Annotated in this window: 14 protein-coding genes; 2 read left to right on the top strand and 12 right to left on the bottom strand. The window is 41.2% G+C overall.

Annotation, left to right across the window (positions count from 1 at the left end):
• Positions 1 to 7: 7 nt before the first annotated feature.
• The gene (locus tag I6J02_RS18350; protein ID WP_003005550.1) at positions 8 to 841 is read right to left on the bottom strand and encodes a hypothetical protein; all 834 of its coding nucleotides are present in this window, start codon (positions 839 to 841) and stop codon (positions 8 to 10) included.
• A 30-nt stretch (positions 842 to 871) separates the two neighbouring features.
• Entirely contained in the window at positions 872 to 1,147 is a 276-nt protein-coding gene (locus I6J02_RS18345; protein ID WP_003005553.1) for a hypothetical protein, read from the bottom strand.
• 28 nt (positions 1,148 to 1,175) lie between these two features.
• On the opposite strand from I6J02_RS18345, the gene I6J02_RS18340 reads away from it, so the two are divergent.
• Entirely contained in the window at positions 1,176 to 1,472 is a 297-nt protein-coding gene (locus I6J02_RS18340) for a hypothetical protein (RefSeq protein WP_147284256.1), read from the top strand.
• Between the two features lie 408 nt (positions 1,473 to 1,880).
• On the opposite strand, the gene I6J02_RS21860 is transcribed toward I6J02_RS18340, so the two are convergent.
• Entirely contained in the window at positions 1,881 to 2,036 is a 156-nt protein-coding gene (locus I6J02_RS21860; RefSeq protein WP_232279665.1) for a helix-turn-helix domain-containing protein, read from the bottom strand.
• A gap of 209 nt (positions 2,037 to 2,245) precedes the next feature.
• Here I6J02_RS21860 and I6J02_RS18330 point away from each other — a divergent pair, with 209 nt between their 5' ends.
• Positions 2,246 to 2,464, top strand: a complete 219-nt coding sequence (locus tag I6J02_RS18330; protein WP_003005560.1) for a hypothetical protein — start codon at positions 2,246 to 2,248, stop codon at positions 2,462 to 2,464.
• Here the strand turns inward: I6J02_RS18330 and I6J02_RS18325 are convergent.
• The 9 genes from I6J02_RS18325 to I6J02_RS18290 form a co-directional block, all read right to left on the bottom strand.
• Positions 2,459 to 3,601 (bottom strand): hypothetical protein, encoded by a 1,143-nt coding sequence (locus I6J02_RS18325; RefSeq protein ID WP_147284255.1) that lies wholly within the window; start codon positions 3,599 to 3,601, stop codon positions 2,459 to 2,461. The genes I6J02_RS18330 and I6J02_RS18325 overlap by 6 nt on opposite strands.
• Before the next feature lie 167 nt (positions 3,602 to 3,768).
• On the bottom strand, positions 3,769 to 4,527 hold the full coding sequence (locus I6J02_RS18320; RefSeq protein ID WP_232279666.1) for a hypothetical protein: 759 nt from the start codon (positions 4,525 to 4,527) through the stop codon (positions 3,769 to 3,771).
• 264 nt (positions 4,528 to 4,791) lie between these two features.
• Positions 4,792 to 6,072: an MFS transporter gene (locus tag I6J02_RS18315; RefSeq protein ID WP_003005565.1), complete on the bottom strand. Its 1,281-nt coding sequence runs from the start codon at positions 6,070 to 6,072 to the stop codon at positions 4,792 to 4,794.
• Between the two features lie 17 nt (positions 6,073 to 6,089).
• The gene (locus I6J02_RS21855; RefSeq protein WP_003005568.1) at positions 6,090 to 6,413 is read right to left on the bottom strand and encodes a DUF6122 family protein; all 324 of its coding nucleotides are present in this window, start codon (positions 6,411 to 6,413) and stop codon (positions 6,090 to 6,092) included.
• Positions 6,414 to 6,499: 86 nt separating this feature from the next.
• Positions 6,500 to 7,210, bottom strand: coding sequence for a transglutaminase-like domain-containing protein (locus tag I6J02_RS18310; protein ID WP_003005571.1), 711 nt, complete (start codon positions 7,208 to 7,210; stop codon positions 6,500 to 6,502).
• A 356-nt stretch (positions 7,211 to 7,566) separates the two neighbouring features.
• Positions 7,567 to 8,763, bottom strand: coding sequence for an efflux RND transporter periplasmic adaptor subunit (locus I6J02_RS18305; RefSeq protein WP_115171647.1), 1,197 nt, complete (start codon positions 8,761 to 8,763; stop codon positions 7,567 to 7,569).
• A gap of 17 nt (positions 8,764 to 8,780) precedes the next feature.
• Positions 8,781 to 13,166: a CusA/CzcA family heavy metal efflux RND transporter gene (locus I6J02_RS18300; RefSeq protein ID WP_201679247.1), complete on the bottom strand. Its 4,386-nt coding sequence runs from the start codon at positions 13,164 to 13,166 to the stop codon at positions 8,781 to 8,783.
• Positions 13,167 to 13,185: 19 nt separating this feature from the next.
• Entirely contained in the window at positions 13,186 to 13,794 is a 609-nt protein-coding gene (locus I6J02_RS18295; protein ID WP_115171646.1) for a hypothetical protein, read from the bottom strand.
• Positions 13,795 to 13,806: 12 nt separating this feature from the next.
• A complete protein-coding gene (locus I6J02_RS18290; RefSeq protein ID WP_003005581.1) occupies positions 13,807 to 14,490 on the bottom strand; it encodes a HupE/UreJ family protein in 684 nt (227 codons plus the stop codon).
• Between the last annotated feature and the right edge of the window lie 36 nt (positions 14,491 to 14,526).

Below are 14,526 nucleotides of genomic sequence, written 5' to 3'. Positions count from 1 at the left end.
TGGATAATTAAAGGGATATAACTTCGGTGTGCGGTAGTTTTTCCGTGAATGCTTCCGTTGCCGATTGGTAGCCGTTCCTCGTTTCATCGATATAAAGCAGTACCTTTTCAAAATGGCTTGCACGTTTCAGAGCCGCAGACAAAAAATCGGGATGATTTAATATCAGTACCGATGCGTAGTGCAGATGCTTGTCATTCCGTCTTTTCAGATAGTCCACATATTCGGGGAATATGGCAAGCACGGTTTCACTCGCCGAAATAAAGGTCATTCCTTTTGTACCGATACAGCCCGTATAATTTTGGGCGCGCACTTCCCAACCTCCATTTTCGTTCATCCAACCTGCGGCACAAAAATCCTTGCGGTTGCCTTTTTGGTCAATGACATAATAATAGACTTCTCGGATGTTCAGATCGGCAAGTTCCCAAAGACCGCTTTCCATCAGAAAATCGGTAACCTCATTGTTGTATCCCAAAGGGCGGGTACGGGCGACATGGTAATCGGGTATCTTGGTCGCTTTGCGCTTGCGTAGGGGTCTATCTTTTTTAGCTGATTGGAGTTGTATTTCCCGAAGTTTTTCTTCGATCCGTTCGGGGGAAAGATGGGGCCAATAGGTACGGGCAAAATCCATAAGGTTTCCACCTTTGCCAAGTGAGCTGTCAAACCAGCTTTTAAATTGTTGATTGACCGTTAGGACTACTTTGTTATTGGTTCGCTTTCCGAATACGCTGGCGTATTGAAATTCATCGCCATTGATCGATACGGGTTCATGCCCCAATGCTTTGAGCAGGGTTACGAGGGTCAACGGTTCATTGGATGGTGTGTTGCTTTTGTAAGATGTCATAAGAAATTTTTTTGATGTGATGGATAGGTTTTACAGGTAGCGCATGGCTTCGCGGGATTTGCTTACGGCTTCGATCTCCATGCGGTCGATCCGCCATGCTGCGGAGTGGTCGCCGTCCTTGCGCGGGGTAATCAGTCCCAGACCGATCCAATGCTCTACATTTTTTCGTCCATACCGTTTGAATGCTTCTGATTTTTTGAGGTATGGCCGGATATGGCCAGTTTTGGACAGGGCCAGTTTTGCGCCCATTTCGGCAGCATAAGAAAGCAATGTCTGCAATTGCAGCGGTGTCAATAGTATATTCATAGCTTCTTGGGGATTTAATGGTTTACTAATGAAGGGAATTGGGTCTTCCCGTGTTGGAACCGGCAACGGGCAACGAACCCGAAATGATCCGCTCTTGCCGATTTATAGTAAGTTGTCGGAGCTACTCACGTCAGTCCGTACGGACCGGGCTATTGCCTGCCAATGCGCTTTCAGCATATTGGTATCGCCAAGCATTGGCTTACCTCACTTTCGCAAAATTTCCCATTCCTCACGGGATAATGCTTCACTCCTCAATGTCAAAGACCGTCCATGCTCCGCTATCGCAGCAGATGCGCTTACCTGTCCGTTACAGGCAGGTAGGTGATCCGATTGCTCGAAGCCGCAACGGCTTCGAGTTCTGATCTGTCAAGAAAGATTTGGGAAGTGTCGGTAGGTTGTTGGGCGGAGATTAGCCCCTCACGGAGCCATCTATCCACATTGCTCCGACCGTACAGGCGGTAAGCATCGGCTTTGGTCAACTGATCTGGAACGGGGCGTTCTTCTTTGATTGCGTTTGCTGTTCCTTGTTCGGCTGCATTTTTTAGCAGCGTTGCCAATTCCATGTACCTCATACTTCCAGATGGGGTTATTCTCCCATTCGGGTACAAAGCACGAAAACGGCATAAGGCAAAAACAGTGAAAAGGGGTGAAAGAAACGTTTCACCCCCAAGTCAAAATGTAGGCGTAATTAAAAATAAAGTGTGTTTTTTTGAAAAATTAAAGGGAGTGGATTTTAGCGGAGAGATTCCGAATCCATCAAAAAGGAGAGGGTAATATCGAGCCCTTTGGCTATGGCATGTAGGGTACTCAAACCGGGGTCGGTCTGGCCTAATTCGATGTAGGAAAGTTGTCGGTAGTCAATGCCGGAAAGTTCGGCTAACTTTTCCATCGTTAGCTTTCTTTCCGACCTTAGGTCTCTAACCCGTTGGCCAAGAGCTTTAATTATATCGTCATTTCGTATGTGCTTCACATAACGAAATTGCGACATAATTACCTGCCATGTTATGAAGTATATTTCATATTTAAGATTTGGTGTATTAAATTTGTGGGGATAAGAATATTTATGATTAATTTTCACTTTATAATTCAGATCAACAGATGACATCCTCTGACATATCCCTTACGGCATTGAACATAGATACCGATTTCGTTAAGCAAGCTAAAGGTATGGGCTTGGAAACGCTCGGAGACATTATGGATATGAAATTGCCCGATTTACGAAAGAAAAAAGGCTTCAACTATATCTGGTATGCTACTTTATTGGAGATATTGGAAAGACAGGGGCTTCTTGACGAGTTTGAACGCAGGCAGTTATGAATCTTGATGATTGGAAACGCTATAATGCTTGTTCAGCCAATTGACCATACCGATCAGATGGCCTTTCATTTTCTTTGCGGTAGAAAATTCCACATCGGTTGATTTCTTTTGTAAACTTTCGGCAGAAATGAACGGTGTTCTTGGAGTGCTGAAATGCCGGGCATAATAGGCAAAGGTTTTGCCTACCTCTTCTTTGGGCAATAATCCTTTCTCCATGAATAACCTTATAAAAAGTCCAAATTGAGCCACGGGTAGATTAACCTGCATCCGGTCTGTTTGTTCACTAAGTTTACTATCTTGTATTTCCAATCTTCGTAATTCAATTCGCTGTTGGATATATTGTTTCTTCTCTGCAAGGAGTGTCCTTATTTGTTCTCTAATGGATTCATCTTCTGTCATCCATCTTGATGTACACCGTGCCGGTAGGCTGCTGATTCTGTCTTCCAATCCAATTAGTATTTCTAATTGTTCATGTAAACTTGGTGTGTCCACCATTAGACGGTTGCAACATTTTGCGCAATAGTTGAAAAAAGCCGGGGTATTGAAATCGTACTGATACAATAGGTTTTCCATCTCAACTGTGGTAAAGGGCTGTAACTTTTTCAGTTCTTCCAAAATCATTGATGCGTACTCCGCATCCGATCGGTTCATTCCCTTTCGTTCGATTAATAACTTTAGTTTATTTAATACCAATTCTCCCAATACAGGATCAACATCTGATTTGGAAACCAGACTGTGTAAATCACGTAACCTTCTCCTTAGTTCCATACGGATACTTGGAATGGAATAGGCCGTCAAGGGTAGACCAGATAAAATATGCCTGTCGAACCTCTCGCAGGCTTCCAAAAGCGATTCCAGTGTGGTCAGCGTTTGGCGGTAAAGCTGGTGTACTTGGGTGGAAAATGGATATTCATTCCACGATCCTGTCATACCAACCATATAATTATGTATGGTGTTACTAACAATTGTCAACTGCAATAGAATTGCTTTTTTTTCGGATTTAGAACTACCGACCAAACTTAAAAAATAGGGTCTAAATCGCTGTGTGCTTTCCTTTAGGTCATCAAAATAGCGAGTGAATCCTAAATGATGCTCGGCAGTCTTGATTAGTACATTTGGATGTAAGTTCTTTTCCAATACATAAAGCCAACTTATAAAATTTCCCCTCATAATTAATACTTCTTAATGCGTCCATGATATTGAATAGCGTTGAAATCAAATTAATTTTGCACATACGAGAAACAAAAATCAGAAACATTAAAAAGTCAAAAAGTCCCGAAATGGTCTTATAGGACACTTTTGCTTTATAGCATCTTGTCAATATCTATTCTCTTATGAGGTTTAGGTCGCTTATCGGCTTTGGATGGAGTAAATATTGTTTTGATGGTTTGAGGACTTAGTTCTTTACCATTCTTGTCTACAAATGAATTTACAAGGATAGCAACAAAGTCATTTACATTGCCGTCTATGACGGGTTTACCATTGGTAAACAACTCTCTGTTTAATTGATAGAAAATATCCACAAACTGATTGATGTTGCAATTTATTTTTAGTTTGCTGAATGGAAGCATATCTTTCTTTTTTTGCATTTGCTCAATGGAAAATTCGTTTGTCAGGCGGTTGATGTGCTGTATTTGATCTATTTCCTTTTGACATTGATCCGAATAATCGGGCAATTTGGGATTAATAAAGTCAATACTGGCTTGTTCGTAATCAAATTTTTCTTTGGTGAGAAACATAATTTTTTCAGTATAGTCCTGCAATTCGATCAATCTGTTTTTGGTTTCTTTAAATGAAAAGTATCGTGTTTCACATTCAGCATTTACATATTGCATTGGTAATTTAGCCGCCGTATGTCTATAGCCTGTCTGTTCTATTTCTTTCCGCTTACTTTCAATGATGGTGTAGCATTTTATCATTCTACCTCGGTTGGTAGAGTTGACAAACAGTTCTTCGTTTTCGGCTATAAGTTTTTCAAATTTATTAAGCCACTTGATGGGGTCCGCTACAAAAACGCAATGGTGTGAAAAGAAATCGGGTAGCTTTGCATAAGGAAGTTTCATAATTTTATTTATCAATTCCTCACAATAAACTTTGTTATCGACAACGTTTTCCTGCAAAATATCAAACATGATATTATCCGATTGATCTCTCGGTATCGTTGTTTGTTCTGGAAATTGAACCGTTGATTTTATCTGATATTTGTTTTGCATAAGTTTATTTTTTACTATTACCCAGTCATATCTATGTCTTCCATCTTCAAGGAGATATTTGTTTTTGGGCTTCTTTTTGTACAGTAGTATTCTTATACTCTTTTTTCAACTGTATCAACTTTGTTTTTTGTTTAATCCTTTTTCTATCTCTATTTCGCTTCGAGATTTTGCTGATACCCTAAAAAGAACAACAGCTATCATAGCTAAGATTAGGGTAAGGATACCCCCATATAAAAACTCTTTATCGGGAAATTTTGTACCGAAAAAACCAGCTATTGGATAGGCTATTGCCCACCATAAATGAGAAAATGCGAAATGAGCTCCATATACTTTGCCCTGGTCTTGGGGTTGTATGTTTTCGCCTATCAGCGTTTCGGATGGCATATCGGCAAGTGTTTGTCCGATACCTGCCGAAACCCATAAAAACAACAATCCTGTGTACGGAACGAAATTGGCAAGGCTTATGGCTATGCCAATTAAAACAGCACCGCTTATCAGTGATATACTGCGTGTTTTGGTTTTGTCCAAACTGCCCAACAAAAATGCCGTAATAGCTGCGCCCACTCCGAATACCGCCATTATCCATCCATAATGCTTATCGTCCAATTGCAGGGATGTTTTTACCAAGCCAACCGTATTGACCAACACCATTGCACCTGCAATGGCTGATATAAATTCGATGCTCAATGCGAAACGCACAATCTTATTTCCGAACAATAGGCGGATGCCTTTTAATACTTCTCCCCACGTCTTTTTCGGCACTGTATTATCTGCGATATCAACTCCTTTCTGTAAGGCTGCTTTAGGGATGGTGATAATGAATAGTATTGCAATTAAAAGGGTTGTGCCGTTGACGAAGAATATTTGTTTCGCCCCTAACCATACCGCTACAATGCCCGCCAATGCAGGACCAAATACACTCAACAACTGAAAGGTTGCCATTGACAGGCCGTTGGCTTCCCTGTATATTTCTTTATCCACTATCTGTGGGATGATAGCCCGGTATGTTGGTGTAAAGAATGCGGCAAATATATTGAGCGCAAATATCAATCCGTACACCTGCCATTCAGCATTGACAAAAGGAAGCATACACACGATTGCCATTCTTGCAAACTGTGTTATCAGCAATATTTGTTTCCGTTGAAACCTTTCCGATACAACGCCTGCAAAGGGTGAAAATATAATATACGCCGTAACCCGTAATGTAAGTGCCGATGCCAATATAGCGACCGCATTATCGGGGTTAATTTCATACGTAAGCAATGCTAACCCCAACCATGTAAAAGCATCACCAAAAAGGCTTGCGATTTGCGCAAAATAAAGCCTTGCGAAAGTCTCATTTCGCAAGGTCTTAAAAGGCTCTGTAACTATTTTTATTGAGGATATTATTTTCATATATTATAATATTGTTTTTACCATAGGCAATCCTGAAAATCGGTTGCCATGTGTAGTAATAGTCCAAGTGCAATAATTCGGATTATTTTAGTGCCAAACAGGAATGCTAAAGCATATACAGCTATTGCGTAATACGAATGCAGAAAATGAAAACCAATACTGCATCTGTTTGGGTCGAATATCGGTTTTGCAATCAAGTGGTCAACGTCAACAATCATTGTCAGTAGTAGAATTATCCAGACGGTTTTCCATCCCCTTTTGTAAAACACAAAGGCAACCAACCCCGGAAAGAGGAAGTGTAATGAATAGTGGACGATATTTTTTATAATAAATATTGACATTGGATATTCAAATTAAAACAGGCAGTAACTAATGTATTTTACATTTTCCGCCGTCTATCATTTTAAAAATTTAGGGTCTTTGAACCTTATTGCTTTCTTATTTTATCAATCTGTTTGTTTAGTAAGTGTCGTACAAGGTTTTTGAAGAAAAAATTCTTAATGGTATTACCCTGTTTTGGATACTGAAAATAGAATTTATCAGGAGATTCGAATACGCCCAAGTCTTCCAATATGTATTCTTGTTTGATAATGGATTTCTTCAATAACGGGTTGACTTTTAGATTTTCGAAATCTATATCCTCTTGGCTCGCCTTTAAACCCAAGAACAGGTTTTCGCATTCTGGTTCATTATATACTTTAGTTAATCCGTCCAAATAATCCTTGTCTAACATTATCCCCTCTAAAATGTACCAATCACTTTCAACATATATTTCCACCAAGCTATGTCTGAATTTGTTTGGCAGAACTTTATACCAGATGTCTTTCGGCACACTCGCCATTAGCGATTTGCTGACAATAAATCCATGTACACGAGTTGGTACGCCGACTGCCCTTAAAAATGACATCAATAGAATTGATTTTGTATTGTTGTCTCCATACCCGTTCAAAATCACTTGGGAGGAACTTGATGTTGAATGGCTTTCATACGCAAACTTTATTTCATCCCTTACATAGTTATATATTGCTTTAATTCTAAAAATTGTATCAAAATCTTTCCAATACCTTTGGTTAACAATACGCTGTATCGATGGGTGATTGTAATCAAGAATTTGTGTTTCTTTCAAATATTTTTTCATTGATTATATTAAATTAAATTCCACGATGGCGGTTTCCCAAAAAGGGAAAGCCTTTATCAACATGACAGGAAGCCAAAGAATTGCCGGGAAAAAATATTTGTAAATAGTTCATATTGTTGTGCTATTAAGGGACATGTTCTTTCGATACCCCTATGTTTGACAACACCGTCGATAGCATGAGCAATACAATAAACACGAGTACTCCAAAAGCAATCAGCAAACACTTTGTCATCGTTGATAAGCGTTTATTATTTGTACCTCCTTTCATTTTTGGAGGAGGTACAAATTTCTTCCTCTTTCTTGTTTTCCTGCTTCTATTTCTTCCTGATTTCATACAGTAGACTTAATGAATGGTCTTATTCTTCCTCTTCGGCGTTTCTAATTGCTGAAAGAATGGTATAAGCATTCTTGGTAACGACTGTAAGCTCATCTTCATTAACCGTTGATGGCAATTCAATAGCTGTGTAGCCTGCTTGCTCAACACCTTTTGAAACCGGAATTAATTGGAACGTATAGCTTTCTTTTGCCTGATTTGTCTGAACAATAATATAGTCCATTCCCTCTAACTGAACGAGAGCATCAGTTGGGACAGCATTCTGTTGTTCCGCTGAGGTTTCAAGTAGTGCTTTCACATACATACCCGGAAGCAAGCCGGTTTCTTGGGAAAAACGACAAAGTACGGGTATCATTTTGTTGTTGTCCGCAGCCTGTCCGACCAGAAATACTTTGGCTGTCCTGTCGTACCTGTTTTCATTGGATAATGAGAACTTAACCGATTGTCCCGGACGGATTTTGCCTAAATCTTTCTCAAAGGCATTCAATGCAAGATGCAGGTTATTTGTCCCCATGATTTCGAAAAGCACATCGGTGGCTGCCACGTATTTCCCGATATTAACATTGCTGGCTTTTATGTATCCACCTATAGGGGCATAGATATTTGCAGTTCTTGAAATGCTTCCGCTTTTCTTCAAAGCCGAGCTGCTAATCCCTATCAATGCCATCTGCTGCTCCAAACCTGAAATTTGGGCTTTCATCACTTTCAGGTCAGCACTGACCTGCTGAAAAGTTTTGGTAGCGTTGATATCTTCATCCCTTAACTCTTGCTGTCTTTTATATTCTTCTTCCAAATATTCAAGCCGACCGAGGCTTTCCAGATATTGTTGTTGGATAACAATAAATTCAGGGTTTTCCAATGTAGCTAATAGCTGTCCTTTTTTTACCTGTTGCCCCGGTAACAGTCCGGCTGTTTTGATGTATCCGCCCAAAGGTGCGGATACGGAGGCTTCGCTTTCTGGCTCGGCATCGATGACACCCGTCATTTTTATAATGCTGCTTAGGTTACGGCTTTCTATTTTGCCTGTCTGAATATCAGATAGCTTATATTGGTCATCCGTAAACGTCATGGTTTTGATACCATTTGCCGCAGTATCGGTCGTAACCTGTTCAGGGACTTCTTGACTTTCCGTATCACCGTCTTTTTTGTCTTTACAAGAAGATACTGCCATCATCGCAACGAGCAGTAACGGTAAATATTTAATTGATAATTTTGTCATTTCTTTAAAATTTTTAATTACTTGTTGCCTAAAATCGCTTCTATTGAAATTACTACCCGGTTATAGTTGTACAGGTTATCCAGATATTCCGAATGGATATTGCTCGATAGGGTGAGGTTCTGTAAATGCTGGGTATAAGATATATCACCGCTCCTGAAACTTTTATCCGAGTTATTTATAATCAGATTAGCCTGTGGCAATGCCTCTTGCTGATAATAGCTAAGCGACTTCTGGAATTTGGTATATTCCTGTACAAGTTCTTTCAGTCTGCCGTTCAGGTTCGTGGTCGCAAGTTCAACCTCCGCCTGTGATTTCTGCTCGTTGATTTTAGACGCGTTTATTCTCGACCTATAACCGCCCGGAAATAAAGGGATAGCTACTCCAACCTGAAAAAAGTTGAACCTGTCTTTGCCCGTGTAGGTACGGTCAACGCCATTTATGGTTTGTAGCCCTTTGTAGGTTTGGCTATTAAATCCAAGAATGATGTCAGGCAACATTTTGCTTCTCTCTAAAGAGGTAGTCTGTCGGTTTACTGCTATTTCCTGTCGCAGATAGCTTAGCAATGGATTATCCGTAGATGACACAACTTGTTGAGACAATAAAAGCTCCCTCTCCACCAATGATGTGTCCTTAATGGTAATATCATCCGATGTATTCAAAAGTGTCTGAAGAAGTTGTTTGGCGATTCTTATATCGGCATCACTCTTTCCAAGTTCATTTTGTATCTGCTTTGACTGCACCGATGAAGTGATGTTTTCCAAACTGGTCGCTTCTCCGGTTCTATATCTTATATTGCTTGCCTTGCTTAGTTTTACATAAATACTGTCAAGCCCCACCCAAAGTGCTTTTCGTTCCAACGCATACTGGTACTGAACGTAAGCCAGTTTTACACTACGTACAAGGTCATTTTCTGTCACGGCTTTATAGGCTTCGCTACTCTTTATTTTCTCCTGTGCCAGTCTCGACTGGTTGCCGTACACGGTTGGGAAATCTATCCGTTGTCCGACGACGAGCAGGTTATCCGTTATGGTAGGATTACTGACTACGCCCTGCGTATAAGAAACTTCCGTCTTGGGCATGGTCACGCTTCCTTTTTTGAGCATCTGCTGCAAGCTGATGTCATAATCGGCAATTTTTACCTGTGCATTGCTCTTCAAGGCTTCATCAATGGATTGCTGCAAGGTAAGTGACCTCGTAGGTTGACCGCCAATATTTTGGGCATTGCCCAATGATGGTAACAGGAAAAAGCCTAAAATTAGGATAGCGGCAGGTAAACTTTTAACTTTTTTTGATGGTCGGGTAAAATAGATATAGAGTACAGGCAGTACGACCAAAGTCAAAACCGTTGCCGTAATCAATCCACCGATTACCACCGTAGCCAAAGGACGTTGTACTTCCGCCCCGGATGAAGATGATAACGCCATTGGCAGGAAGCCTAACGAAGCCACACTTGCCGTCATCAATACGGGTCTTAGTCTTACCCGTGTACCTATACGCACCCGTTCGTAGATATCCGATACACCCTCTTTCTCCAATCGGTTGAACTCTGCAATCAATACAATCCCATTCAATACGGCAACGCCAAAAAGTGCGATAAACCCAACTCCGGCAGATATACTGAATGGCATATCCCGTATCAGTAAAGCGAACACTCCACCGATAGCCGACAGTGGGATGGCACTGAATATCAGTAATCCCTGTTTTAAGGAATGGAACGTGAAATATAAAAGCACCAAAATCAGCAATAGGGCTACAGGTAACGCTACTGCGAGCCGGGCATTGGCTTCTTCGAGGTTTTTGAATTGACCGCCATAGGTAACATAATAACCCGCAGGCACTTTTACTTTAGCGGCAATAATATCCTGAATGTCATTTACGATACTCTTAACATCCCGGTTACGGACATTGAAGCCTACTGTAATCCGTCTTTTTGCGTTATCTCGCTGTATCTGCACAGGACCCGGCTTATAGCTGATTTCTGCAACCTCGCTCAACGGAATTTGTTGCCCCTCCGGTGTACTTACAAACAGGTTCTGTACATCGGTAATATCTACACGGGAAGCACTGTCAAGCCTGACCACCAAATCAAATCGGCGTTCGCCCTCATAAACCAGACCTGCAACCTCGCCTGCAAACCCTGCTGAAATGGCACTGTTTACATCTTCTATATTCATGCCGTATTGACCAATTTTGTCACGGTTAAATTGAATATTGATTTGTGGCAAACCTGTTATTTCTTCCACATACAGGTCTTCAACGCCATCAATGGATTTGATTTTCCTGCCAACATCCGAAGCCAAATCGGAAAGTATATCTAAGTCCTCACCATAAATTTTTAATACCACATCCTGCTTTGCTCCGGTAAGAAGCTCGTTGAAACGCATTTGAATAGGCTGTTGGAAGCTGAATGTTGCATTTGGAATAACTGACAGGGATTGTTGCATCTTTTCAATGAGTTCTTCCCTTGTTTCTGCACTTGTCCATTCTTTCTTTGGTTTCAAAACCACCATCATGTCACCCGCTTCAATAGGCATCGGGTCAGTAGGTATTTCACCCGAGCCGATTTTGTTAACCACCTGTTTTACTTCGGGATAATTCTTCAATAAAATAGTTTGTGCTTTTTGGGAAACGTCTATCATTTGGTTTATGGAACTTCCGACGGGAACTCTTGTTTCCACGGCAAAATCGCCCTCGTCTAATTGCGGGATAAATTCAGCGCCCATTTTGTTGAATGTAATAAGCGTGATGATGAATAATACTGCCGCAACCGATACCACTAAAAGTTTCCGTTTCATCGCACCGTTGATAATAGGGGAATACACTCTTTGTATAGCGTTCATCATCCTATCAGAAAAATTTTCCTTATGCGATGTCTTCTTGCTCAATACCAAAGCCGACATCATCGGTACGTAGGTAAAAGAAAGAATAAACGCTCCTAAAATGGCAAAGGATACCGTCTGCGCCATAGGCGTGAACATCTTGCCCTCAACACCAACCAAAGCCAACAGTGGGAGGTAAACGATGAGGATAATGATTTCGCCAAAAGCGGCGGCTGTTCGGATTTTGCGTGAGCTTTCATACACTTCCTCATCCATTTGGTCTTGTGTAAGTTTTTCCACCCCTCCATATCGGGCTCTGCTTCCCGTTATACGGTGCATGACCGCCTCCACTATAATGACCGTTCCATCGACAATAATCCCGAAGTCAATCGCGCCAAGGCTCATCAGGTTACCGGAAACGCCAAAAAGGTTCATCATGCAAATAGCGAACAGCATTGCCAAAGGGATGACCGATGCTACGACAAGCCCACCTCGAAGATTGCCAAGAAATACAATCAGCACAAAGATTACAATCAAAGCTCCCTCGATAAGATTGGTAGAAACCGTTGAAATAGCCCCGTCTACTAATTTTTTACGGTCAAGGAATGGTTCGATTTCAACACCCTCTGGAAGACCTTTCTGTATTTCCTCGATTTTATCCTTTACATTGGAAATAACTTCCGATGAATTGGCTCCTTTCAGCATCATAACGATACCCGTAACCGTTTCACCCTGTCCGTTTCTGGTGGCTGCACCGTAGCGTGGACCATTGCCAAAACCCACCTCGGCGACATCACGGATATACACGGGTGTACCGCTCTCTTTTTTGACAACGATGCTTTTAATTTCGTCAATGTTCTTTACCAAACCCTCACTCCGAATAAAATAGGCATTCGGACCTTTGTCAATATAAGCTCCCCCTGTATTCTGGTTATTTTTTTCCAGTGCAGTGAATATATCGGATATGGTTATACTTTGACTTGCCAGCTTATCGGGGTCAACGGTTATCTGATATTGTTTTACGAAACCACCGAAACCGCTCACTTCGGCAACCCCGGGTGTTCCCAATAACTGCCTTTTGATAATCCAGTCCTGAATGGTTCTCAATTCCGTTGCATCGTACTTATCTTCATAGCCTTTCTTGGGGTGGACTACATATTGGAATATTTCGCCCAAACCTGTTGTAACAGGTGCCATTTCAGGTGTCCCAACCCCCTCTGGAATATTCTTTGAGGCTATGGTCAGACGTTCCTGCACCTGTTGTCTGCCCCAATAGATGTCCACCTTTTCTTCAAATACGATGGTGACAATGGATAGTCCGAAACGTGAAAAGGAACGCATATCCTTAATCCCCGGAATACTGACCATCGTTTGCTCCACGGGAAAGGTTACCAGTTGTTCTACTTCCTGTGCCGCCAACGTAGGCGACACCGTGATGACCATGACCTGATTGTCTGTGATATCAGGTGTGGCATCTATCGGAAGTTTGGTAAGGGAATATGTACCCCAGCATATCAATGCCAGGGTAAATAGTCCTATTACCAACTTATTCTTAATTGAAAAATGAATGATTTTATTTAACATGTCATAATGTTGTTAGAATTTATTGTTTAAGGAGATACTGTCCTTTCATTCTGATTTTGACAGTTATGTCCTCATTTGAATTGTTTTTGAAATACCATCCCTGTGGACCCTCGAACGGTGCGAGCAATGACCCCACCATATTGTTTGAATAGGCAATGGTATAGCTTTCGAAGTAGTTATTGTTATTCTTTACTTCACCGTGAAAATCAAAGTACAGTTCTCCTTTGTCCGTAATCCACTCATAGCGAAGATTTCCGTGTTTCAGCATGTCCACCTTATATTCCAGTCCTTTTCCTGCTGGTATGACCACATTAACTTCGTCTGTGCGTTCTGCAAGTTGCGTAGCAGGAGCCGGATTGTCTGCGGCTGCAGGTTTGGGTACCTCTGCACCTGAACCAACGTTTTCAAGTTGCAATATTTTATGCGGTACCGAAGCCAACGTCTCCGTATTTGCCTCTCCAACATACAACTTGCTAAATCCTGTTGCTTTGCCTATACCCAAGGGGTCTATACCATATTCAGCCGGAAGTACGGCACTTACCAAGAGTATCGTTCCTACAACCAAAGCAATTAGTACCTGCTTGACTATGGATTTTTTGTCTAATATTTGATGCGTTATTTCTGCCATTTTGATTTTTTTTTAAGAGTTAAAATAACCGACTAACTGATAGCCGAATAATAAGAAGCCTGCTGCCATAAGCAGGGTATTGGTGAGGGTTGAAAACTTCATGAAACTTGGCGACCGTCTCCAATTGGTTATGATGAAAAGCACAAGGGCTAAGGCTATAAATTGACCTACTTCTACGCCAATATTAAAGCCGATAAGGTTTGTCAGAAGTCCCGTCCTGTCAAAACTTAATTCCTGTAACTTACTGGCTAATCCAAAACCATGAAAAAGACCAAAAATTAGAACTGCTGCTTTTGTATTAGGCTGATAACCTAAAAAGCGTTGGAAGCCCCCCAAATTGTCAAAGCCTTTATATACAATGGACAGTGCAATGATTGCATCAATCAGATAAGCGTTGATTGCCATATCTGCCAGTACGCCCAACAAAAGGGTTATACTGTGTCCAATGGTGAAAAAGCTCACATAAAGCAATACTTCTTTTGGTCGGTAAAGGAAAAAGATGACACCAACAAGAAACAACAGGTGGTCATATCCGGTAAGCATGTGCTTTGCCCCGATATAGAGAAACGGCACAAAGGCTACTCCCGAATTTCCGCTTAGAAAGGTCTGGGTATCCTCATCAACTCCGTGAGCATACACCGACCCTGTTATCAATAATAACAAGGTTATTGATAAGACTATTTTTATATATCTCATTTAGAACAGTGAATTTAAATCGGTACAAACTTCAAG

It is taken from the genome of Sphingobacterium spiritivorum, from assembly GCF_016725325.1.
In the GTDB taxonomy this organism is placed as follows: domain Bacteria; phylum Bacteroidota; class Bacteroidia; order Sphingobacteriales; family Sphingobacteriaceae; genus Sphingobacterium.
This window is presented reverse-complemented; position numbering and strand designations above follow the sequence as displayed.

Excerpts from the sequence above, each read along its gene's own strand:
- I6J02_RS18350 (WP_003005550.1), bottom strand. The coding sequence starts at position 841 with ATGACATCTTACAAAAGCAACACACCATCCAATGAACCGTTGACCCTC.
- I6J02_RS18345 (WP_003005553.1), bottom strand. The coding sequence starts at position 1,147 with ATGAATATACTATTGACACCGCTGCAATTGCAGACATTGCTTTCTTAT.
- I6J02_RS18340 (WP_147284256.1), top strand. The coding sequence starts at position 1,176 with ATGAAGGGAATTGGGTCTTCCCGTGTTGGAACCGGCAACGGGCAACGA.
- I6J02_RS21860 (WP_232279665.1), bottom strand. The coding sequence starts at position 2,036 with ATGGAAAAGTTAGCCGAACTTTCCGGCATTGACTACCGACAACTTTCC.
- I6J02_RS18330 (WP_003005560.1), top strand. The coding sequence starts at position 2,246 with ATGACATCCTCTGACATATCCCTTACGGCATTGAACATAGATACCGAT.
- I6J02_RS18320 (WP_232279666.1), bottom strand. The coding sequence starts at position 4,527 with ATGAAACTTCCTTATGCAAAGCTACCCGATTTCTTTTCACACCATTGC.
- I6J02_RS18315 (WP_003005565.1), bottom strand. The coding sequence starts at position 6,072 with ATGAAAATAATATCCTCAATAAAAATAGTTACAGAGCCTTTTAAGACC.
- I6J02_RS21855 (WP_003005568.1), bottom strand. The coding sequence starts at position 6,413 with ATGTCAATATTTATTATAAAAAATATCGTCCACTATTCATTACACTTC.
- I6J02_RS18310 (WP_003005571.1), bottom strand. The coding sequence starts at position 7,210 with ATGAAAAAATATTTGAAAGAAACACAAATTCTTGATTACAATCACCCA.
- I6J02_RS18305 (WP_115171647.1), bottom strand. The coding sequence starts at position 8,763 with ATGACAAAATTATCAATTAAATATTTACCGTTACTGCTCGTTGCGATG.
- I6J02_RS18300 (WP_201679247.1), bottom strand. The coding sequence starts at position 13,166 with ATGTTAAATAAAATCATTCATTTTTCAATTAAGAATAAGTTGGTAATA.
- I6J02_RS18295 (WP_115171646.1), bottom strand. The coding sequence starts at position 13,794 with ATGGCAGAAATAACGCATCAAATATTAGACAAAAAATCCATAGTCAAG.
- I6J02_RS18290 (WP_003005581.1), bottom strand. The coding sequence starts at position 14,490 with ATGAGATATATAAAAATAGTCTTATCAATAACCTTGTTATTATTGATA.